Raw genomic sequence first — 21,893 nt, forward strand, 5'->3', positions numbered from 1 at the left:
GATCGCTGCACCGCTAACAATCAGATACGCCGTGCGTAACGTTTGAGCATGCTCGGCACGTCAAGAATCAGGGCAATACGTCCATCACCGGTGATGGTCGCCCCCGACATACCTGGAGTGCCCTGCAGCATTTTGCCCAGCGGCTTGATCACCACTTCTTCCTGGCCGACCAATTGATCGACCACGAAACCGATACGCTGACTGCCAACAGTGAGGATCACCACATGCCCTTCACCCTGTTCCACATGGGCAGCGCTGCCGATTAGCCAGCGTTTGAGGTAGAACAGCGGCAAGGCTTTGTCACGCACGATCACCACTTCCTGTCCGTCGACCACATTGGTTCGCGACAGGTCTAGGTGGAAGATTTCGTTGACGTTGACCAGCGGGAAGGCAAACGCCTGATTAGCCAGCATTACCATCAGCGTCGGCATAATTGCCAGAGTCAGCGGCACCTTGATGACGATCTTCGAGCCCTGGCCTTTGACCGAAAACACATTGACCGTGCCATTAAGCTGGGAAATCTTGGTTTTCACCACGTCCATGCCCACGCCGCGGCCGGAGACATCGGAAATCTCGGTTTTAGTCGAGAAACCCGGCGCGAAAATCAGGTTGTAGCATTCAAACTCGTTGAGGCGGTCGGCCGCGTCCTTGTCCAGCAGGCCTTTTTCCACCGCCTTAGCACGCAGCTGATCGGCATCCATACCTTTGCCGTCATCGGAAATCGACAGCAGTATATGGTCGCCTTCCTGCTCGGCGGACAATATCACCTTGCCGCCCCGCGCCTTGCCCGAAGCTTCGCGTTCCTCTGGCATTTCAATACCGTGATCGACCGCGTTGCGAACCAAGTGCACCAGCGGATCTGCGAGGGCCTCGACCAGGTTCTTGTCGAGGTCAGTTTCTTCGCCGACCAGCTCCAAGTTGATCTCTTTCTTGAGCTGGCGCGCCAAGTCACGAACCAGACGCGGAAAGCGCCCGAAGACCTTCTTAATCGGCTGCATGCGGGTTTTCATCACCGCGGTTTGCAGATCAGCGGTGACCACATCCAGGTTGGATACCGCCTTGGACATGGCCTCATCGCCACTACTGGCGCCCAGGCGCACCAGGCGGTTCCGCACCAGCACCAGCTCGCCGACCATATTCATGATTTCATCCAGCCGCGCAGTATCGACCCGCACAGTGGTTTCCGCTTCGCTGGGCGGGGCAGCCTTTTCAGCTGCCGGGGCGGCAGCAGGTGCCTTGGCCGGTTCTACCTTGGCAGCAGGTTTTGCCGCGGGTTTAGGGGCGGCCTTGGCTGGTTCCGCCGGTTTAGCGGCAGGTGCTGGCGCCACGGGCTTGATCGCCTCAGGCTCGACAAATTTGCCTTTGCCGTGCAGCTGATCAAGCAGTGCTTCGAACTCATCGTCGGTGATATCACCGCTCGGCGCGGCAGCTGATTCAGCCTTGGCCGCTGGTGCTGCAGGCGCCGCCACAGCAGGTGGCACAAACTGGCCTTTGCCATGCAACTGATCGAGCAGCGACTCAAACTCATCATCGGTGATTTCATCGCCGGCAGCTGCTGTTGCCACTGGCGCAGCAGCAACAGACGCGGCAGGTGTCGCAGCCACGTCTGGCGCTACGAACTGGCCTTTTCCATGCAGCTGGTCAAGCAGGGACTCGAATTCATCATCGGTAATCTCATCACTGCGGGCAGCGCTGGGAGCTTGCGCCGGAGCCTCATCCAGGGCGCCCAGCAGTTGCTCGAATTCACTGTCAGTGATATCGCCAGTAGGCTGTTCAACCTCGGGGTCAGGCTCAGCGTGCGCTTCAGCAGGCGCAGCCTCCTCAGCACCTGCCGGCTCAGCCAGGCGCGCCAGAGCGGCCAGCAGCTCAGGTGTGGCAGGGGTCAGATCGGTACGCTCACGCACCTCAGTAAACATGCTATTAACGGCATCCAGTGCTTCCAGCACCACATCCATCAACGCGGAGTCGACGCGCCGTTCACCCTTACGCAGGATGTCGAAGACGTTTTCTGCGATATGGCAGCATTCCACCAGCTCATTGAGCTGGAGAAAACCGGCACCACCTTTGACGGTATGAAACCCGCGAAAAATAGCGTTGAGCAGATTCATGTCGTCCGGGCGGCTTTCCAGCTCTACCAGCTGCTCGGACAGTAGTTCAAGAATCTCGCCGGCCTCTACCAGGAAGTCCTGGAGGATTTCTTCATCGGCGCCGAAGCTCATAAGACGTGCTCCTAAAATCCCAGGCTGGAAAGCAGGTCGTCGACATCATCCTGATTGGATGCGACGTCTTCACGCTTATCGGCATGAATCTGCGGACCTTCACCACGGGAAGGCTCTTTTTGTTTTTCTTGTTCGGCGCGGAGCAACTCATGGTTGTGCTCAATGCCAGCGAACTGGTCTACCTGGCTGGCCATCAGCACCAGTTTCAGCAGATTGCTTTCCACTTCGGTCACCAACTGGGTTACGCGCTTGATCACCTGCCCGGTCAGATCCTGATAGTCCTGAGCCAGGAGAATATCGTTGAGGTGACCCGATATCTTGGCGCCGTCACGCTCGCTGCGCGCGAGAAACAACTCAACACGCTTGGCCAATTCACGAAAGCCATCGGCGCTCATCTCGCGGCGCATAAAGCGCCCCCAATCAGCGCTCAAACTCTGCGCCTCATCGCTGAGGTCATTGACCAGTGGTGCGCTCTGCTCGACTAAGTCCATGGTGCGATTGGCCGCTTTCTCGGTCATCGTCACGACGTAATTCAGGCGTTCGGTGGCATCGGTGATTTGCGAGACCTCTGTGGCATGTGGCACACGGGGGTCGAGCTGGAAGTTGACAATGGCGTTGTGCAGCTCACGGGTCAGCTTGCCGACTTCGTGGTACAGGCCACGATCACGCGCTTTATTGAGCTCATGTATTAGCTGTACCGCTTCACCAAAGTTGCCTTGTTCCAGGCTATCTACCAGTTGGCGAGCGTTGTGCTTCAGGGACGACTCAAGATCACCCTGAGCGGAATCGTTATGTTCCATAGCAACCTCATGGCAGACATCAGCCGTTGACGCGTTCGAAGATTTTTTCAATCTTCTCTTTCAGTACCTGGGCAGTGAACGGTTTGACTACATAACCGTTAACCCCAGCCTGGGCTGCTTCGATGATCTGATCGCGCTTAGCTTCAGCGGTTACCATCAGCACCGGCAGGGTTTTCAGGCGCTCATCCGCACGCACGGCGCGCAGCAGGTCGATACCCGTCATGCCGGGCATGTTCCAGTCCGTCACCAAGAAATCGAAACTGCCGCTCTGCAGCATGGGCAGCGCGGTAACGCCATCATCGGCTTCTGCGGTGTTGGTGAACCCCAAGTCACGCAGGAGGTTCTTGATGATCCGTCGCATCGTTGAAAAGTCATCAACGATGAGGATTTTCATGTTCTTGTCCAAGTCGACCTCCGTACAGTCCCAAACGCACCCAGCACCCTGTGTGCGCTTTTAATCGTGAAACCGGCCTAGCATTAGCGAGTACAACTCAATGTGCGCGCCACTCGCCCAAACGAGCGCGTAAACGAGCGGCACACTGACTGTGTAGTTGGCTTACACGTGATTCGCTAACCCCCAACACCTCACCGATCTCTTTAAGATTCAATTCTTCATCGTAATATAGCGCTAACACTAGGCGCTCGCGCTCCGGCAGGTTGGCAATGGCATCTGCCAGGGCCGCCTGAAAGCGTTCATCTTCCAGATCACGAGAAGGTTCGAGGTGGTTGCTGCCAGCGTCTTCACCCAGCCCACCGTGCTCGCCGTCCTGCAACAGGTCGTCGAAACTGAATAGGCGGCTGCCTAAAGTGTCGCCAAGAATGCCGTAGTAATCCTCGAGACTCAATTGGAGTTCGGCCGCAACCTCTTGATCTTTAGCGTCTCTGCCGGTTCTGGCCTCAATTTTTCTAATCGCGTCGCTGACCATACGGCTATTGCGATGCACTGAGCGTGGGGCCCAGTCGCCTTTACGCACCTCATCCAGCATGGAGCCGCGAATGCGAATACCGGCGAAGGTCTCAAAACTGGCGCCTTTACTGGAGTCGTATTTTTTTGACGCTTCGAGCAAGCCGATCATCCCGGCCTGGATCAAGTCGTCGACCTGCACATTGGCCGGCAAGCGCGCCAACAGGTGATAGGCGATGCGTTTGACCAAGGGCGCGTAGCGCTCGATCAATTGATGTTGGGAGTCCTGCGCCTGCGCCTTGCTATACATACGAAGTCCAGAAGCTGCTGTCATATGGCCGTGTCTGCGGTCGGTTGCTGCACCAGACGCTCAACGAAAAACTCCAAATGACCACGCGGATTGGCCGGTAATGGCCAGGCATCGACTTTTTGGGCTATCGCCTTGAACGCCAGCGCGCACTTCGAACGCGGGAAGGCTTCATAAACCGCGCGCTGTTTCTGCACGGCCTTGCGCACTGACTCGTCATAAGGAACTGCACCTACGTACTGCAGGGCAACGTCGAGAAAGCGGTCAGTGACTTTAGTCAGCTTAGCAAAGAGGTTACGACCTTCCTGCGGGCTATGAGCCATGTTGGCCAATACCCGGAAACGGTTCATGCCGTGATCGCGGTTGAGCAGTTTGATCAGCGCATAGGCGTCGGTAATCGACGTTGGCTCATCACACACCACCACCAATACTTCCTGAGCGGCGCGCACGAAGCTGACCACGCCATCACCGATACCCGCGGCGGTGTCGATGATCAGCACATCGAGGTTGTCACTGATATCGCTGAACGCCTGGATCAGCCCAGCATGCTGCATGGGCGACAGCTGCACCATGCTTTGAATGCCAGACGCTGCCGGCACGATACGAACGCCACCGGGGCCCTGAAGCAGCACATCGCGCAGCTCACATTCACCACTGATAACGTCTTCCAGGGTGCGTTTGGCGCTCAGACCAAGCAGCACATCGACGTTGGCCAAGCCCAAGTCGGCGTCCATCAGCATCACCCGGCGGCCAAGGTCAGCCAGGGCCAATGCCAGGTTCACCGACACATTGGTCTTACCGACGCCACCTTTGCCGCCGGTCACCGCAATCACCTGAACGGGATGCATACCCATATTTCTACACACCTTGTCTAACTTCGACTGGAGCCACTTGGCCGGCTAAGCGCGGTTTAGTTCCAACAGCATGGCGCTTAACTGACGCGTCGTGCGGGTTGCTGGTAAAGGCCGGCAAACATCTCCGCCATCGTATCCTCGCTTGGATCTTGATTGGCCTGCAGCCCCACGGCCCGACTAACCAATTGATGACTGCGCGGAACTTGCAAATCATCGGGAATGCGTGGCCCATCAGTAAGATAGGCTACCGGTAGACGCTGGCTAATAGCCAGTCCTAAAACCTCGCCCAGACTCGTCGCCTCATCCGCTTTGGTCAGAATGCAGCCAGACAAGCCGCAGCGCTTATAACTATGGTAGGCGGCTTTCAGCACTTGGCTCTGGCTGGTAGCGGCCATCACCAGATAATTTTTAGCGTTGACACCACGACTGGCCAGCGTTTCCAGTTGCATGCGCAGCGCCGGATCATTGGCTGGTAAGCCGGCAGTATCAATCAGCACCACGCGCTTGCGTGCTAATGGGGCCAGGGCCTGGGTCAATGACTGACCGGGGTCGACCAGGGTTACCGGGACGTTGAGAATGCGCCCTAGGGTCTTGAGTTGCTCTTGGGCACCAATGCGGTAACTGTCCAGGCTGACCAGGGCAATATGCTGCGCGCCGTATTTGAGCACGTAACGCGCGGCCAGCTTGGCCAGGGTGGTGGTCTTGCCCATGCCGGCCGGGCCCACCAAGGCGATCACACCGCCCTCATCCATCGGTTCCTGCTTCGGCGTTTTGATTGCATGAGCCAGGTGCGCGAGCAACATGCGCCACGCCTGACGAGGTTCGGTCACGCCGCTGACACGCTCCAGCAGCGCCTTCGACAATTCGGCCGACAGCCCCATGCGTTGCAGGCGACGCCACAGATTGGCCTGCTGCGGGCGGCGGGTCTGCAATTGGCCCCAGGCAATCGAACCCAGCTGCACTTCAATCAATTCGCGCAGACCGTGCAGTTCAAAACGCATGGCATCCAGCGCGCGCTGATCGGTGGCCGCAGCAGGCGCCGCCTGCGATTTACGCATCACGGCAGCCAAACTGTCGGCCGGCATGCTGTCGGCAGCGCCAAACAGCTGGCGGTCCTTGCCGGCATCTACCTGGGTGCGGGTGGTCAGCTCGGCCTGGGCCGTGGCGATTTTTGCCTGGGTCTTGCGCAACTCGGCTTCCAGCGCCGGGTTGGGCTGGCGAGCCGGTGCAGCAGGCACCTGATAATCCAGCGCGGCGGTCAGTTCGACACCACCGGCGACCCGACGATTGCCAATGATCGAGGCGTCGGCACCCAACTCATCACGCACCAGCTTCATGGCGGTACGCATATCGGCGGCGAAAAAGCGTTTGACCTGCATGGCCTGTAACCTCGGTTAGTTCTGCCCCACCGTCGCAACGATGGTGACCTGCTTGTTATCCGGAATTTCCTGGTATGCCAGTACATGGATACTCGGAACCGCCAGCCGCGCGAATCGCGAGAGCATCGCCCGGACCGGACCGGCCACCAGCAGTATCACTGGCTTGCCGAGCATTTCCTGGCGCTGCGCCGCCTCCACCAGGGAACGCTGCAGCTTCTCCGCCATGCCAGGCTCCAGGAGGATGCCCTCCTCGGAGCCTTGACCGGCCTTCTGAAGACTGTTGAGCAATATCTGTTCCAACCTGGGTTCCAGGGTGATCACAGGTAGCTCAAGCTCTAGTCCCACAATGCTTTGCACGATTGCGCGGGCCAACGCGACGCGTACAGCTGCCACCATCGCGGCGGGATCTTGACTCTTCACCGCGACATTGGCGATGGCTTCGGCAATGGTGCGGATATCGCGCACCGGCACCTGCTCCTGCAGCAAGCTCTGTAACACCTTGAGCAGGGTCGACAGGGAAATCATCCCCGGCACCAGCTCCTCGGCAAGCTTCGGCGAACTCTTGGCCAGCAGTTGCATCAACTGCTGCACTTCCTCATGCCCAAGCAGCTCATGAGCATGCTTGTGCAGCACTTGGTTGAGATGGGTGGCAACCACGGTGCTAGCGTCAACCACGGTGTAGCCGAGGGACTGCGCCTGATCGCGCTGGGTCGGGTCGATCCACACCGCTTCCAGGCCAAATGCCGGGTCTTTGGCGGCGATGCCGTTGAGCGGACCGAACACCTGACCTGGATTGATCGCCAGTTCACGGTCCGGATACACCTCGGCCTCGGCCACGCTGACGCCCATCAGGGTCAGGCGATAGGCATTAGGCTGCAGATCGAGGTTGTCGCGGATATGCACCGAGGGCATCAAAAAACCCATCTCTTGGGAGAGCTTCTTACGCACCCCCTTGATCCGCGCCAGCAGCTGACCACCCTGGTTACGGTCAACCAGCGGAATCAGGCGGTAGCCCACTTCCAGGCCGACCATATCCACCGGCGTTACGTCATCCCAACCCAGTTCCTTAACCTCTTGGGCCTTCTGCGCGGGCAACAGTTCCTGCTGGCGCTGCACTTCCTTGATCTCATTTTCTTTGGTCGCACGTTGCTTGTTGGCAATCCAGTACGCGGCGCCGGCCGCCACCAGGCCCAGGCTGATAAAGGAGAAATGCGGCATGCCAGGCACCAGGCCCATGGCAATCATCACCGCCGCCGTTACGGCCAGCGCACGTGGCGAGGCAAACATCTGCCGATTGACTTGGGCGCCCATGTCTTCCGAGCTGGAAACCCGCGTCACCATGATCGCCGCAGCAGTCGACAGCAGCAGCGAAGGAATCTGCGCCACCAGGCCGTCGCCGATGGTCAGCAAGGTGTAGATGCGCCCTGCGTCAACGAAACTCAGGTCATGTTGAAAGATGCCGATGGCAATGCCGCCGATCAGGTTGATGAACAGAATCAGCAAGCCGGCAATCGCATCGCCGCGCACGAACTTACTGGCACCGTCCATCGAACCGTAAAAGTCGGCCTCTTGGGACACTTCGCTGCGGCGTTTCTTGGCTTCAGCCTGATCGATCAGGCCGGCGTTCAAGTCGGCGTCGATGGCCATCTGCTTGCCTGGCATGGCATCCAAGGTAAAACGCGCGCTGACTTCGGAGATGCGCCCGGCGCCCTTGGTCACCACCACGAAGTTGATGATCATCAGGATGGCGAACACCACGATGCCGACCACGTAGTTGCCGCCGATCACCACCTCGCCGAAGGCCTGAATCACCTTACCGGCGGCGTCATGGCCGTCCTGACCGTTGAGCAATACCACTCGCGTGGAGGCCACGTTAAGCGCCAGGCGCAGCAAGGTTGCGGCCAGCAGAATGGTCGGAAACACCGCGAAATCCAGCGGGCGCAGGGCATAGATCGCCACCAGCAGCACGACGATCGACAGGGCAATACTGAAGGTGAACAGCACATCGAGGAGAAACGGCGGAATCGGCAGCATGACCATGCCGAGCATGACCAGCAGCATCAGCGGAATGCCCAGATTGCCCTGCTTCAACCCGGACAGGTTGCTGCGCACGTCACCGATCATTTGCGAGCGATCTATTGCCACACCACTACCCCAGCCAGTTCAAACTTTTGACGCCCCGTGGCGCCCTCAGGCCAGTGATTGCAAAAAACTCTCCAGTTTTTTTGAAGCCCCGAAATCACTGGCCTGGCGTCTTATCTGGAGCTCGAGACAAGCACGCGTCAGAGCGAATAGTCATGGCCAACCCCGCCCGCGCCATGAAAACAACGAACCTCAGCGGCAAATGCCAGTCCCAGCAGTACGGAGGGCCTTGCCCGCCGCACCCTTCTCGACAGCTACCCAGGAGTTACTGATGAAACAATGGATAATCGCCGCACTGGCCGGCTGCTGCGCCGCCAGCCTGCACGCCGCCGACCTCTCGGTCGAACTCAAGGCCGTGGACGCCAAAGGCCAGGGTGCCTCGGTCGGCACCGTCCGTATCAGCGAGAGCCCTCATGGCGTGGTATTCACCCCGCAGTTGCACGACCTTGAGCCCGGCGTGCATGGCTTCCATGTCCACGGCAAGCCCAGCTGCGACCCCGCACCCAAGGATGGCCAACCCTCGGCGGCAGGGGCCGCAGGCGGACATTGGGACCCACAGAACACCGGCAAACACGACCTGCCCTGGGGTGACGGCCATCTGGGCGATCTACCTGCCCTGCTGGTCACGACTGAGGGCAAGGCCAGCCAACCCGTGCTGGCGCCTCGCATCAAGAATCTCGGCGAGCTGAAAGGCCTGTCGCTGATGGTGCATGCCGGCGGCGACAACCATGCCGACCATCCAAAACCCCTAGGCGGCGGTGGCGCGCGCGTGGCCTGTGGTGTGATCGAATAAACGGCTACCAAGCAGCCGGGGTTCCGGCTGCAGCCGTTCACTCGTCGCGGCGCAGATCCGAAGGGATCGGCAGATTGGTGAGCGGCGCAGGCCGCTTGCCCTTGCCTGCCTGGTACTGGCGCAGCTGGTAGACATAAGCCAGCACCTGGGCAATGGCCAAGTACAAGCCGGCAGGAATTTCCTGATCCAGCTCGGTGGAATAGAACACCGCTCGCGCCAAAGCTGGCGATTCCAACACCATGACTTTGTGCTCATTGGCGATTTCGCGAATCTTCAATGCAGTAAAATCACCGCCCTTGGCCAGCAGCACTGGCGCGCTGCCCTTGGCCGGGTCGTACTTCAAGGCCACGGCAAAGTGCGTCGGGTTGGTAATGACGACGTCGGCATCGGGCACCGACTGCATCATGCGCCGCTCGGCCATTTCCCGCTGCAACTGGCGAATACGCTGCTTGACCTCGGGCTTGCCCTCGCTGTCCTTGTACTCGTCGCGCACTTCTTGCTTGGTCATCATCAGCTTCTGCTTGCTGCTCCAGAGCTGAAATGGCACATCCACGGCGGCAATCAGAATCAACCCGCAAGACATCCATAGGGCACTCCAGCCCACCACGGTCGCGGCATGCAGGATGGCGGAGTCAATCGGCTCATGAACAATCGCCAGCAAATCGTCCTGCCAGGCCGACAGTACCGCGATGCCCACCAGCAGAATCAGAGTGAACTTGGCCAGAGCCTTGAGCAGCTCGACCAATGCCTGCACAGAGAACATCCGTTTGAGCCCCGCAAGGGGGTTCATCCGGCTCAGTTTGGGCGCCATGGCTTCGGCAGAAAATATCCAGCCGCCCAGAGAAATCGGCCCGGCGATGGACACGATCAGCAGCAAGATAAACAGCGGAAACAACGCCTCCAGCGCGATCTGCCCGGAGGCTGCGAACCACAGCCCCATACTGCGCTCATCCATGATCACGTCACGAGGGAGCGAGAAGTTGCCACGCATGATGTCGAGCATGGCGTTGCCCATATTGCCGCCAAAAGCCAGCATGCCGCCAAAGCCACCGAGGGTCACCGCCAGGGTATTGAGCTCTTTGGAACGGGCAATCTGGCCCTTCTCACGGGATTCGCGTAGGCGTTTCTCCGTGGGTTCCTCGCTTTTATCGGCACCGCTCTCGGATTCGGCCATCAGCTCGCCCGTGCCATTTCACGCAAGAACTGCAAAGCCTCAGTGGCAAACACCTGATATTGCGCAAGGATATCGGCCATGCCGATCCAGACGATTACCAGGCCCAACACCAAGGTCAGGGGGAAGCCGATGGAGAAGATATTCAACTGCGGCGCTGCGCGGGTCATGACCCCGAATGCCAGGTTAACCACCAACAGCGCGGTAATCGCCGGCAATACCAACAGCAAGGCTGCGCCCAACACCCAGCTCAGCTTATTGGCGATTTCCCAGTAGCTATCCACCAGAAAGCCACTGCCGACCGGCAAAGTGAAAAAGCTTTCGGTCAGCACTTCAAACACCACCAGGTGGGCGTTCATGGCGAGAAACAGCAGGGTGACCAGAATCATAAAGACCTGGCCAATCACCGGCACCGAAATACCGTTGGCCGGGTCGACCATAGAAGCAAAGCCCAGGCCCATCTGCATGGCGACGATCTGCCCGGCAATTGCAAAAACCTGGAAGAGCAGCTGCAGAACAAAGCCGAGCATCATGCCAATCAGAATTTCCTGAGCAATCCAGATAAACGCCTGCACGCTGATCGCATCAACCACCGGCATCGGTGGCAGGGTCGGCATGATCGCCAGACAGATGGCCAACGCGAGGTACAGGCGCACCCGCGCCGACACGAGCTGGGTGCCGATGATCGGCATAAACATCAGCAGCGCAGCAATGCGAAACAGCGGCAGTAGGAAGCTGCCCACCCAAGCGCCGATCTGCGCATTGCTTAGCTCGAGCATGTCAGCCGATCAACAGCGGAATATTCATGATCAAGGTCTCCGTGTACTCCATCAGCTGGCGCACCAGCCAGGGGCCGGCAACGATCAGGGTGAGGAGAATCACCAGCAGGCGCGGCAGAAAGCTCAAGGTTTGCTCGTTGATCTGCGTCGCAGCCTGAAACATCGCCACCAGCAGCCCCACCATCAGGCTCGGCACCACCAGAATCGCGACAATCATGGCCGTCAGCCATAGAGCGCCACGCAGTAGGTCAACGGCTATCTCGGGGGTCATGGCTAGGTGCCTCCGAAGCTGGCGGCCAGGGTGCCCATGATCAGCGCCCAGCCATCAATCAGCACAAACAGCATGATCTTGAATGGCAGGGAAATGATCAGCGGCGAGAGCATCATCATCCCCATCGCCATCAGAATACTGGCGACCACCAGGTCGATGATCAGGAACGGGATAAAGATCATAAAACCGATCTGGAAGGCGGTTTTCAGCTCGGAGGTAACAAACGCCGGCACCAGAATGGTCAGCGGTGCATCTTCCGGAGTGGCGATATCCGTACGTTTGGACAGGCGCACAAACAGTTCCAGATCGCTTTCACGGGTCTGCGACAGCATAAAGTTCTTGATCGGCCCTTCGGCCTTGAGGATCGCGTCCTGCGCCGGCAGCTGCTCGTTCAGATAGGGCTGCAACGCCTCGCGGTTAATCTGATCGAATACCGGCGCCATGATAAACATGGTCAGAAACAGCGCCAGCCCCACCAGAATCTGGTTCGACGGCGTCTGCTGCAGGCCCAGAGCCTGACGCAGAATCGAGAAAACGATGATGATCCGGGTAAAGCTGGTCATCAGCATGACGAACGCAGGGATAAAGCTCAGCGCGGTCATGATCAGCAGAATCTGCAGGCTGACCGAATACTCCTGCTGGCCCTCTGCGTCAGTGCTCAGGGTAATGGCCGGGATCGACAGCGGGTTGCTACCCGATTGAATCAGGGTGCTGGCAGTCGGCGTATCTGCGGCGAACGCCAGAGAAGCGCCCAGGCTAAAAACCAGCACCAGTAACAAACGCAGCATCAGGACTTGTCCTTCTGGTCCTTGCCCAACAGCTCCATCAGGCGCTGGGCAAACTCGGTCGAGGCCGGTTCGGCGTCCGGCAAATGCACCGGTTCTTTCAGCACATGCAGCGATGTGATGGTGCCGGGCGTCAGCCCCAGCAACACCTGCTCGCTGCCCACCTGCACCAGCACTAGGCGATCACGCGGCCCCAGGGCCTGGGTTGCCACTACCTTGATCACCTGGCCGCCACGCGGCACGATCTGTTGCACCCGGCGCATCAGCCAAGCCAGCAGGAAGATCAAGCCAATCACCAGCAACAGACCCAGCAACAACTGCACAAGCTGCCCCCCCATGCCCGTTCCGGCAAGGGGTACAGCCGTTTGCGCTGCCGGCTCGGCAGCCAGTGCAGCAACAGGTAACACCAAGCCCAGCAGCAAGGTTCTATGCATGGTTAGCGCAGCTTCTTGATACGTTCACTTGGGCTGATCACATCGGTCAGACGAATGCCGAACTTCTCGTTCACCACCACCACTTCACCGTGAGCAATCAGGGTGCCATTGACCAGCACGTCCAATGGTTCGCCGGCTAGGCGATCCAGCTCAACGACCGACCCTTGGTTGAGCTGCAGCAGGTTACGAATAGTGATATCGGTACTACCGACTTCCATGGAGATTGACACCGGGATATCCAGAATCACATCCAGATTCGGCCCATCCAGGTTAACCGGCAGGTTCATCTTCGGCGCACTGCTGAACTCTTCCATCGGCGCCCGCGGCGGCGCTGGCGCTGCATCACTGGCAGCCAGCATGGCATCGATATCATCCTGCCCAGCATCACCGGACTCGGACAAGGCAGCCGCCCACTCATCGGCAAGCGCCTGCTCCTCAGGGGAGGATGCTTCTTCGCCTTCGTCTACAGTGTCATTTTCGTCTGCCATCGTTCTTCCTCGGCTGGCGTTGAATTGGGTTAACAGTTAGCGCAAGCGCTCGATCGGATCGAGCACCTGCAGCGCCAAGTTGCCTTTGTGGGCCCCTAACTTGACCTTGAATGAAGGTACGCCGTTAGCGCAGAGCACCATATTTTCTGGCAGCTCGACGGGGATCACATCACCCGGCTGCATGTGCAATATGTCGCGCAATTTGAGCTGACGTCGTGCCACGGTGGCACTTAGCGGCACGCTAACGCCCAGAATGTCTTCACGCAGGGCCTTGATCCAACGTTCATCCTGGTCATCGACATCCGACTGGAAACCGGCGTCGAGCATTTCGCGAATCGGCTCGATCATCGAATACGGCATGGTCACGTGCAGGTCACCACCGCCACCGTCGAGTTCGATATGGAAGGTGGAAACCACAATCACTTCACTGGGACTGACGATGTTGGCCAAAGCCGGGTTTACTTCCGAGTTTACGTACTCGAAGTTGATATCCATGACCGCATGCCAGGCTTCTTTCATGTCGATAAAAGCCTGATCCAGCACCATGCGCACCACTCGCAACTCGGTAGGGGTGAATTCACGCCCCTCGATCTTGGCGTGGCGGCCATCACCGCCAAAGAAGTTGTCCACCAATTTGAACACCAGCTTGGCATCGAGGATGAACAGACCCGTGCCACGCAGCGGCTTCATTTTCACCAGATTGAGGCTGGTTGGTACGTACAGCGAATGCACATATTCACCAAACTTCATCACCTGCACGCCGCCCACCGCCACATCGGCGGAACGGCGCAGCAGGTTGAACATACTGATACGGGTGTAGCGGGCGAAACGCTCGTTGATCATTTCAAGCGTCGGCATGCGCCCACGGACAATTCGGTCCTGGCTGGTCAGGTCATATTGTTTGACGCTTCCCGGTTCGGCTTCGTCCTCGGTCTCGACCAAGCCGTCATCGACGCCATGCAGCAGGGCATCAATCTCATCCTGGGAAAGCAGGTCTTGCACAGCCATATACGGCTCCTGATTACTGCAACACGAGGTTGGTGAACAACACTTGTTCGACCGTGACTTTGCCGGTCTCTTTCTCAGCCAGTTCCTGCACGCTGGCGGTCGCCTGCTGGCGCAGCATTTCCTTGCCAACCGGGGTGATCAAGGACGCAAAATCCTGACCGGAAAACAGCATGACCAGGCGATTACGCAACACGGGCATATGTACTTTGAGCGCATCCAAGGCCGCCTGATCCCGTGCCATCAAGGCCACGCTGACCTGCATATAGCGGGCACGGCCCTGATGATTGAAATTCACCACGAAGGCCGGCGACAGTTCTTCATAGATTGCAGCCTGTTTGACTGGCACTGCAGGCTCGGCACTGGCTTCTGCCTTGGCCTCATCAGCACCCGCATCCTTCTTGCTCAGAAAGAACCAAGTGCCCCCCACGGAAAGACCCACCGCCAGCAGCACAGCGATAACGATGATAATGATCAGCTTCATTTTGCCGGCTGGTTTCGCCTCAGCGTTCGCCGCTGCGGGTGCTGCTTCTTTCTTAGCCATGCCAATAATCCGTCGCTATTCGGAGTTTTATCCGTTTTCAAAGGGTTAAGAGCAAGTGTTATGCCAGTGTCTCAACAAACCTGCTCACTACGGCGGCCCAGCACCGAGGGTGATGCGGCCAAGGCATCAGCTATACGCACGCCCCAAACAAAATCGCCCGACTCCCACGCAATGGGAGCCGGGCGAAATGCAGTTTAGATCAGTGGGACATGCAACTACAGCAGCAAGCGCGCCAGAACCCAATCAAAGCCAGCTGCGCGTCGGGCCCTACGGCATTAAAAGCAGGATCTAAGTGCTTATGTACAGTCGTACACTCCGCCCCTCCACCTGCCTGACCAGCCGAAGGCTGTTACTACGCAGCGCCTTGCATGACGTTAGCTCGCTAATTTTTGAATTGATTCTTAGGCGTAGTAATCAACCAAGCCACGGGCACTCACAGTCGTCGCGCGCGCTGATTCGACAGTATTCGAATGCAACTCGTCATCCGCCCCGAGCAACTCACTGGAGGAGCCACCGCGACCTTTGCTGCCATCCCCCTCCTGCCCCTGCCAGCCTCGACTGAGCGACTGATCGGAGACATTCACGTCCAGCTGGTTCATGCCCTGCTGAGCGAACAGTTCACGCAGGCGGTGCATCTGCGAATCCAGCGCTTCACGCACTCCGGCATGCGGGCTGGCGAAGGTAACCTGGCTCTGCTCCTGGTTGACGCTGATACGTACTTCCAGACGGCCCAGCTCGGCCGGGTCGAGCTGAATTTCGGCAGATTTGAGGTTCTGGCTGGACATCACCATCACCCGATCCACCACCGCTTCACTCCAACCGCCCTGCTGCATGGGCACCGGCTGCCCAACCACTGGCGCGCGCGCCGACAACGGGGTCTGTTGGCCAATGGCTTGGCTCAGTGCAGTGAGCTTGCTAACAAAGTTCTCAGGCGTGTTGTTCGCCGTGCCTTCCTTCAGCGCTTCAAGGCCTTTGCCGGTGAGGGCTTCGAGCTGTAACTCCGGCAGTTCCAGTGCATCACCCTCTACCGGCATTTCGTCCTGCATCACCTGGCTAGCCAGCAGGCTCTGACTAACGTTCTGCGCTTGCGTTGAGGGGGCAATCGCCTGATCGGCTTGCAGCTTTTCTTTCGCGCCCATTTCCAACGCCATGCGCACCGCCGGCAGCTGATTGAGCGAATCCAGCTCAGCATCGAAGCTGGCCTCGGTCATGCTCGCCGGACCAGAACTGGTCAGGCTGCCTGTAGTGACCAGCAGTGGCGCAGGCTCCGTGTCCGGCACCAACTCTTCAACCTCTTCCGCTGGCAGCTCGCCGGTTATGCCGAGCAACAGCAGTGGATCAAGCACTGCACCCTCGCTTGCCGGATCAGTCGGCAAAGGCTTGCCGCTATCGGCAACCTCCGCCTGCCCTGCGGCAGCCAGCGCCTGTGCATCTTGCGGATCTTCTTTGTCTACCTTGCTCTCACGCGCAGGCTTAGCAGGCGCATCACTGCGCTCAGCCGCCTTGGCCTGACGCTCCTTGGCGTACACCTGAGAGAAGCTGGAAGCCTCATTTCTATTGGGTTGCGCGGGTTTTTCCGGCGGTTTTGAGGCAGCAGCTCTGGGCTTTACTTCAGGAGCCGACTTAAGCAGCAGATCGGGGGCAACGGACATGGATACTCTCCGTTCGGGGTTGGTCGTGCGGGGAGTTTTGCAAGGCGCGGGCCAACTTGTTGGCAAGCAGATTCAGCGGGGTGAAATACAGCCACATCGGGAGATAGCAACAGCAAAGCTAGTGCCTATAACGCTGACGCTCGGACTTGAGCAGGATGCGCACGATGGCAAACTCGCGCTCGATCTGCTCGACCAACTCAGGGGCCTGCTCCAGCTGCTCGCGCCGTCCGGCCTCCTCCAGCTGCTTGCACAACCCAGCCAACATCAGTGCGCCCATATTGCTGCAGCTGCCTTTAAAGCTGTGCGCCGCCAGACGCAAGCTTTGCGCATCAGCCGCCCGCTCAGCCTGGCGCAATACCAGCAAGCGCTCTTCGGAATCGACCAGAAAGGTATCCAGCAGCACCGGATATTCATCCTCCATGACGTCCTGCAAAGCCGCCAATACTGCGCTATCAAGGTGAATATCGGACAACGGCTCGCTCCCCCTGGAGTTATGCCCAGGATTATGCCCCAGGCAACCAGGAAAACTCCACGCGCACACCCGGTTCGCCGTCGCCCCAAATGCAGCGCTCGCTCAATTGCCTGACCAATGCCAAGCCGCGCCCGCTCAAGCTATGGGCATCGCGGGGTTCTGTCGGCAATTGCTGCGCATCAAAGCCCGAGCCGCTGTCTTCAACTCGTACGATCAACCGTCCGCCCGCGCCCTCAGGCAGCAATTTCAAGTGAAAACGCACAAAGCCGTCGGTCAATGCCGCTAGCCGAATACTGCGCTGACGGTAGTACTCGGCAAAGCCCTCGGCATTGGCTTTGAGCGCCGAATCCAGGCCCAGCACGCCGTGCTCCAGCGCATTCGAATACAACTCGGCCAGCACACTGAACAGGGCGCCACCCTGGGGTCGCAAACCCTGCACCTCGAGCAACAGCTGCAAGAGAAACGGCAACGGATTGAAATGACGTAGGGTTTCCCCACGAAACTCAAAACTCGCCGACCAGTCCAGCGAATGGCTCTGACCGTTGTCGGCAAAGGCCAGCGGCGGCCGGCTCAGTTCGGCGTCATCGACCAGGCTGACCTCGAGCAGGCTGACATCATCCTGCTGCTCGCCACTGAAATCGGTAAGCGCCTGTTGGATTTCACCAAACAACGCCGTCTGCTGTCGATTGGCGGCAAACACATCAAGCAGACGCCCTTCACCAAACAGCACGCCCTGCTTATTGCAGGCCTCCAGCACGCCATCGGAGAGCAGGAAAACCCGATCGCCAAGCGCCAGTGGATAAACCTCATATTTGTCGTTGAATGCAGTCGGCTCCAGCACGCCCAGCGGCAAATGCCGCGATATCAGTGGCAAGCGCTCGCCGCTCCCGCGCAGCAGATAGCCATCCGGCAAGCCGCCGTTCCACACCTCGACCACCTGACGCTGGAAGCTGATATTCAGCACCGTGGCGCAGCAGAACACCCCGACCGGAAGAATGCGTTTGAGCTTGGCATTGATCTCGCGCAGCACCTCGGCCAGCGAATAACCCTTGGCCGTCATGCCGTAGAACACCTCGGCCAGCGGCATCGCGCCAATCGCTGCGGGCAGACCGTGGCCGGTAAAGTCACCCAATAGCACATGCATGCCGCCGGACGGTTTAAACGCAGCCAACAGCAAATCACCGTTAAACACCGCAAAAGGCGATTGCAGGTAGCGGATATTCGGCGCATCCAGGCAACCGGAGTGCGTGACCTTGTCGAACACCGCCTTGGCTACACGCTGCTCGTTGAGCAGGTGTTCGTTGTGCATGGCGATCAGGTCGCGCTGCTGCAGCACAGTATCCTGCAGGCGCCGCAGGCGATCCATGGCCTTGATCTTGGCTTCGAGAATGACCCGGTTGTAAGGCTTGGCGAGAAAGTCGTCACCGCCGGCTTCCAGGCAACGCACCAAAGCTTCGCCTTCGGTCAGGGAGGTGAGGAAGATGATCGGTACCAGCTCTTCGCCAGCGGACTGCTTGATTCGTCGCGCGGCCTCGAAACCATCCATCAGCGGCATCAGAGCATCCATCAGCACCAACTGTGGACGCTCCTGCTCGAACAGGGCCACCGCCTCCAGCCCATTGCTGGCGGTCAATACCCGGTGCCCCTGGCGACTGACAATAGTCGACAACAACATGCGATCAGCCGCGTTGTCCTCGGCGATCAGAATGGACAAGCGCTCTGGCATGACACGCGCTCCGTGTCAGGCGATTTTGAACAGCTGCTCGAAATTCGAGATAGCCAGAATTTTGCGCACGTCGGGGTTGCAGTTGAGCAGGCGAATCTGCGCACTGTCACCCCCGGCATGATCACGCAGCAGCAACAGCATGCCGAGCGCCGAACTGTCCAGGTAAGTGGTGTCCTTGAGGTCTACGACATAGCGCTGCGGGGTTGTATTGACGCGCTCGTAGGCGTTGCGAAATTCCTGATGCGCACCGAAATCGAAGCGTCCCTGAATCAGAATGGTCAGCTCTTGCCCATCGGTTGAGGGCAGCGAGGTGATGGCCATGAATTACTCCTATAAACGAAAAGACCAGGCCGCACGCTCAGGTGGGCCAGACGCAGGTTATGCATGATCAAGATGTAGCATCGCAATGCCCAGGCGGCAACTGTTTAGGCTGAGTTGATGTGTCGCCTTCAGTTTCAGGCAAACGGCAATTGCCGCTTAAGCCTAAGCGTCCCGGGCGGATATGCGCTGCGAGAGCTCATCGAGTAATTTCTGCTCGCGCTTGTCTTCGGCCAGACGCGCCTCGTCCTGATAGCGTTTTACCAGCTTGCGCAAGCCTTCCAGGCGGGCGTAGCGCTGCTGCCAGGCCTCGCGAACCTTTTCCATATTGGCGCGGTGCCAGTCAACGCTGTTGCGCTGCTGGCCGATGGCGGTTTCCAGCTGGGTAAGAAAGCGCTGGTAGTTCATCAGCCATTGCCCGGAAACACCGCGCTGGCCTTCACTGATCCATTGCTGCTGATAGTCTCCGCGGTAGCGCTCCAGGTCTCCCAGCTGCACTTCGGCCTGGCGTAGCAAACCCTGGCAATGGCCCAACTGCAGCGCTGCTTCACGCTCGGCACGCGCGGCCATGTCGACCACTGGGGTCAGCCGCGCAGCGCGGGTTTGTGCCATGGTTTACGCGCCCGTCGCGGCGGGATTGAAGACTGCAGCTAGCTGCGCGCTGCTGCGTTCCAGGCTTTCGTTATCCTGCAGACTCTGCCGTAGGTATTTGACCATGGCCGGTTGACGGGCGATGGCCAGGTCAGTGTCCGCATCGCCACCGGGCACATAGGCACCGACGCTGATCAGGTCGCGGCTCTGCTGATAACGCGACCACAGCTGCTTGAAGCGTTGTGACAAGCGCAGATGCTCTTCACTGACCACCTGCGGCATTACCCGGCTGATCGAGGCTTCGATATCGATGGCCGGATAATGCCCCTCCTCGGCCAGGCGACGCGACAGCACGATATGCCCGTCGAGTACACCACGGGCGGCGTCGGCAATCGGGTCTTGCTGGTCGTCACCTTCACTGAGCACGGTATAGAACGCGGTAATCGAACCGCCGCCCTTCTCCGCATTACCGGCGCGCTCCACCAACTTGGGCAGACGGGCAAATACCGAAGGCGGATAACCCTTGGTTGCCGGCGGCTCGCCAATCGCCAGGGCGATCTCACGCTGGGCCTGGGCGAAACGGGTCAGCGAGTCCATCAGCAGCAGCACGTTCTTGCCTTTATCGCGGAAATACTCGGCGATGCGCGTGCAATACATCGCCGCGCGCAGGCGCATCAGCGGCGCATCGTCAGCCGGCGAGGCCACCACCACCGAGCGTTTGAGGCCCTCGTGACCGAGGATCTCGTCGATAAACTCTTTAACCTCACGGCCCCGCTCACCGATCAGACCGACCACGATAATGTCGGCCTCGGTAAAGCGCGTCATCATGCCCAGCAGCACCGATTTACCCACGCCGGTGCCGGCAAACAGACCGAGGCGCTGACCACGACCGACAGTCAGCAGGCCGTTGATCGAACGGATGCCGACATCCAGCGGCTCGCTGATCGGATGACGGTTGAGTGGATTGATCGCCGGGCCATCCATCGGCACCCAGTCTTCGGCCTTCATCCCGCCTTTGCCGTCGAGGGCGCGGCCCGTGCCGTCTAGCACTCGGCCAAGCATCGACATGCCCATGGGCAAGCGCCCGGTATCCGGCAGCGGCACCACGCGGGCACCCGGGGCGATGCCGGCCAGGCTGCCGACCGGCATCAGGAAGATCTTGCCGTTGGAAAAGCCCATCACCTCGGCCTCGACCTGCACCGGGTGATAGCTGTCGTCGTTGATCACCAGGCAGCGACTGCCCAGAGCAGCCCGCAGGCCTTCGGCTTCCAGCGTAAGGCCGACCATGCGTAGCAGGCGGCCTTCAACCAGCGGTTGAGTGGGCAGCGCCACGGCCTCGCTGTAACCGGCGAGGCGTTTGGCGAAACTCACCCGATCAAGGCGCATCAGGGCTCGCCTGGCTATTTATCTGAAGAGCATCCACCTGAGGATCATCCTTCTGAGGAGCCTCCATCGGCAAGGCATCCAGATCAGTGTGCAAGTCGGCCTCCAGCGGATGCGACGCCTGTTCGCGCTGTTGCTCGAACAACTGCTTGATCGCCTGATTCAGCCGGGTTTCCACGGTGGCGTCGATACGGCTGAGCTCGCTCTCTACCCGGCAACCGCCAGGCAGCAGGGAAGCGTCTTCGAGAATCCGCCAGCTCTCTTCATGGCGTTCGCGCAAGGCTTTAATCATCTCGAAGTCTTGCGGATTGAGGTGAATGCGGATGTTACCGGCGCCCATCGGCAGTAGCTTGAGCGCCTCGCTGAGCACCTGGCGAATCTGGCTGGAGTCGCTGACCAGTTCACGCTGAATCACCTGGCGCACCATCTGCCCAAGCAGGCCGACCATGGCTTCTTCAAGCTGTTGGTCCTGCTCGGCAATCGGCTCGAACAGCTGGGCCATCAACTGCTCCAGCCCGGCCATTTTGGCGGCCAGGGCGATATCGGCTTCCTGCTTGGCTTTCAGCTGGCCGGCATGAAAACCGTCTTTCTCACCGGTGGCAAAACCTTCGTTGTAGGCGTCCTGCCGGATGGCTTCCAACTCATCCAACGTCAAGGGTTTGACGTCTTCCAGGGCCACTTCTTCGCTCTCAGCCGTCGCCGGCTCGCTCGCTTCAATCGATTGCTCGCCAGCCTGTTCCTCTTCGCTGGGCTCAGGCGTTTCCACTTCCGGGTCGAAGCTGGGCAGCGCCCACACATCAACGCCCTTGAGGTCCCTGGCGCGAATCAGTTCGCTGGGCGGCTCTTTACTGGACATGCGTTAAACCATTACTGGCC

23 protein-coding genes are annotated in these 21,893 nt (G+C 59.2%); 1 reads left to right on the plus strand and 22 read right to left on the minus strand.

What is annotated here, in order from left to right; translation table 11 throughout:
• Positions 1–20: 20 nt before the first annotated feature.
• The 7 genes from AACY25_RS12530 to flhA form a co-directional block, all read right to left on the minus strand.
• A complete protein-coding gene (locus AACY25_RS12530) occupies positions 21–2,219 on the minus strand; it encodes a chemotaxis protein CheA (protein ID WP_339524872.1) in 2,199 nt (732 codons plus the stop codon).
• A gap of 11 nt (positions 2,220–2,230) precedes the next feature.
• Positions 2,231–3,019, minus strand: a complete 789-nt coding sequence (locus AACY25_RS12535; RefSeq protein ID WP_339524874.1) for a protein phosphatase CheZ — start codon at positions 3,017–3,019, stop codon at positions 2,231–2,233.
• Between the two features lie 19 nt (positions 3,020–3,038).
• Positions 3,039–3,413 carry a chemotaxis response regulator CheY gene (locus AACY25_RS12540; RefSeq protein WP_178091816.1) on the minus strand — a complete coding sequence of 125 codons (375 nt, stop codon included), beginning with the start codon at positions 3,411–3,413 and terminating at the stop codon, positions 3,039–3,041.
• Positions 3,414–3,510: 97 nt separating this feature from the next.
• Complete coding sequence (fliA, locus tag AACY25_RS12545; RefSeq protein ID WP_167145311.1) at positions 3,511–4,257, minus strand: RNA polymerase sigma factor FliA; 747 nt, start codon at positions 4,255–4,257, stop codon at positions 3,511–3,513.
• Positions 4,254–5,084: a flagellar synthesis regulator FleN gene (gene fleN / locus AACY25_RS12550; RefSeq protein ID WP_339524875.1), complete on the minus strand. Its 831-nt coding sequence runs from the start codon at positions 5,082–5,084 to the stop codon at positions 4,254–4,256. The genes fliA and fleN overlap by 4 nt, the downstream gene beginning before the upstream one ends.
• A 77-nt stretch (positions 5,085–5,161) precedes the next feature.
• Entirely contained in the window at positions 5,162–6,463 is a 1,302-nt protein-coding gene (gene flhF, locus AACY25_RS12555; RefSeq protein WP_339524877.1) for a flagellar biosynthesis protein FlhF, read from the minus strand.
• Between the two features lie 15 nt (positions 6,464–6,478).
• Positions 6,479–8,602, minus strand: coding sequence for a flagellar biosynthesis protein FlhA (flhA, locus tag AACY25_RS12560; protein ID WP_339525015.1), 2,124 nt, complete (start codon positions 8,600–8,602; stop codon positions 6,479–6,481).
• Between the two features lie 274 nt (positions 8,603–8,876).
• Between flhA and sodC the strand changes: the two genes are divergently transcribed.
• Positions 8,877–9,398: a superoxide dismutase [Cu-Zn] SodC gene (sodC, locus tag AACY25_RS12565; RefSeq protein ID WP_339524878.1), complete on the plus strand. Its 522-nt coding sequence runs from the start codon at positions 8,877–8,879 to the stop codon at positions 9,396–9,398.
• Positions 9,399–9,435: 37 nt separating this feature from the next.
• Here the strand turns inward: sodC and flhB are convergent, their stop codons facing one another.
• The 15 genes from flhB to fliH form a co-directional block, all read right to left on the minus strand.
• Entirely contained in the window at positions 9,436–10,572 is a 1,137-nt protein-coding gene (flhB, locus tag AACY25_RS12570) for a flagellar biosynthesis protein FlhB (protein ID WP_339524879.1), read from the minus strand.
• The gene (gene fliR, locus AACY25_RS12575; protein WP_339524881.1) at positions 10,572–11,348 is read right to left on the minus strand and encodes a flagellar biosynthetic protein FliR; all 777 of its coding nucleotides are present in this window, start codon (positions 11,346–11,348) and stop codon (positions 10,572–10,574) included. The genes flhB and fliR overlap by 1 nt, the downstream gene beginning before the upstream one ends.
• A 1-nt stretch (position 11,349) precedes the next feature.
• Positions 11,350–11,619: a flagellar biosynthesis protein FliQ gene (gene fliQ, locus AACY25_RS12580; protein ID WP_339412118.1), complete on the minus strand. Its 270-nt coding sequence runs from the start codon at positions 11,617–11,619 to the stop codon at positions 11,350–11,352.
• A 2-nt stretch (positions 11,620–11,621) separates the two neighbouring features.
• The gene (gene fliP, locus AACY25_RS12585) at positions 11,622–12,407 is read right to left on the minus strand and encodes a flagellar type III secretion system pore protein FliP (protein ID WP_339524883.1); all 786 of its coding nucleotides are present in this window, start codon (positions 12,405–12,407) and stop codon (positions 11,622–11,624) included.
• Complete coding sequence (gene fliO, locus AACY25_RS12590; RefSeq protein ID WP_339524885.1) at positions 12,407–12,838, minus strand: flagellar biosynthetic protein FliO; 432 nt, start codon at positions 12,836–12,838, stop codon at positions 12,407–12,409. The genes fliP and fliO overlap by 1 nt, the downstream gene beginning before the upstream one ends.
• A 2-nt stretch (positions 12,839–12,840) precedes the next feature.
• Positions 12,841–13,326, minus strand: a complete 486-nt coding sequence (gene fliN / locus AACY25_RS12595; protein ID WP_160015354.1) for a flagellar motor switch protein FliN — start codon at positions 13,324–13,326, stop codon at positions 12,841–12,843.
• A gap of 36 nt (positions 13,327–13,362) precedes the next feature.
• Positions 13,363–14,334 carry a flagellar motor switch protein FliM gene (gene fliM, locus AACY25_RS12600; RefSeq protein ID WP_339412125.1) on the minus strand — a complete coding sequence of 324 codons (972 nt, stop codon included), beginning with the start codon at positions 14,332–14,334 and terminating at the stop codon, positions 13,363–13,365.
• Positions 14,335–14,347: 13 nt separating this feature from the next.
• Positions 14,348–14,875 carry a flagellar basal body-associated protein FliL gene (gene fliL / locus AACY25_RS12605; protein ID WP_339524887.1) on the minus strand — a complete coding sequence of 176 codons (528 nt, stop codon included), beginning with the start codon at positions 14,873–14,875 and terminating at the stop codon, positions 14,348–14,350.
• A gap of 401 nt (positions 14,876–15,276) precedes the next feature.
• Positions 15,277–16,527, minus strand: a complete 1,251-nt coding sequence (locus AACY25_RS12610) for a flagellar hook-length control protein FliK (protein ID WP_339524888.1) — start codon at positions 16,525–16,527, stop codon at positions 15,277–15,279.
• Between the two features lie 118 nt (positions 16,528–16,645).
• Positions 16,646–16,999, minus strand: a complete 354-nt coding sequence (locus AACY25_RS12615; RefSeq protein WP_339412131.1) for an Hpt domain-containing protein — start codon at positions 16,997–16,999, stop codon at positions 16,646–16,648.
• 31 nt (positions 17,000–17,030) lie between these two features.
• Positions 17,031–18,725, minus strand: coding sequence for a fused response regulator/phosphatase (locus AACY25_RS12620; RefSeq protein WP_339524890.1), 1,695 nt, complete (start codon positions 18,723–18,725; stop codon positions 17,031–17,033).
• 15 nt (positions 18,726–18,740) lie between these two features.
• Entirely contained in the window at positions 18,741–19,046 is a 306-nt protein-coding gene (locus AACY25_RS12625; protein WP_339524892.1) for an STAS domain-containing protein, read from the minus strand.
• 162 nt (positions 19,047–19,208) lie between these two features.
• Positions 19,209–19,655: a flagellar export protein FliJ gene (gene fliJ, locus AACY25_RS12630; RefSeq protein WP_339524894.1), complete on the minus strand. Its 447-nt coding sequence runs from the start codon at positions 19,653–19,655 to the stop codon at positions 19,209–19,211.
• Between the two features lie 3 nt (positions 19,656–19,658).
• Positions 19,659–21,020: a flagellar protein export ATPase FliI gene (gene fliI, locus AACY25_RS12635; RefSeq protein WP_339524896.1), complete on the minus strand. Its 1,362-nt coding sequence runs from the start codon at positions 21,018–21,020 to the stop codon at positions 19,659–19,661.
• Positions 21,010–21,873 (minus strand): flagellar assembly protein FliH, encoded by an 864-nt coding sequence (fliH, locus tag AACY25_RS12640; protein WP_339524897.1) that lies wholly within the window; start codon positions 21,871–21,873, stop codon positions 21,010–21,012. The genes fliI and fliH overlap by 11 nt, the downstream gene beginning before the upstream one ends.
• Between the last annotated feature and the right edge of the window lie 20 nt (positions 21,874–21,893).

Origin of the sequence: Pseudomonas sp. EA_35y_Pfl2_R111, from assembly GCF_963970955.1 — a bacterium.
Taxonomy (GTDB): Bacteria; Pseudomonadota; Gammaproteobacteria; order Pseudomonadales; family Pseudomonadaceae; genus Aquipseudomonas.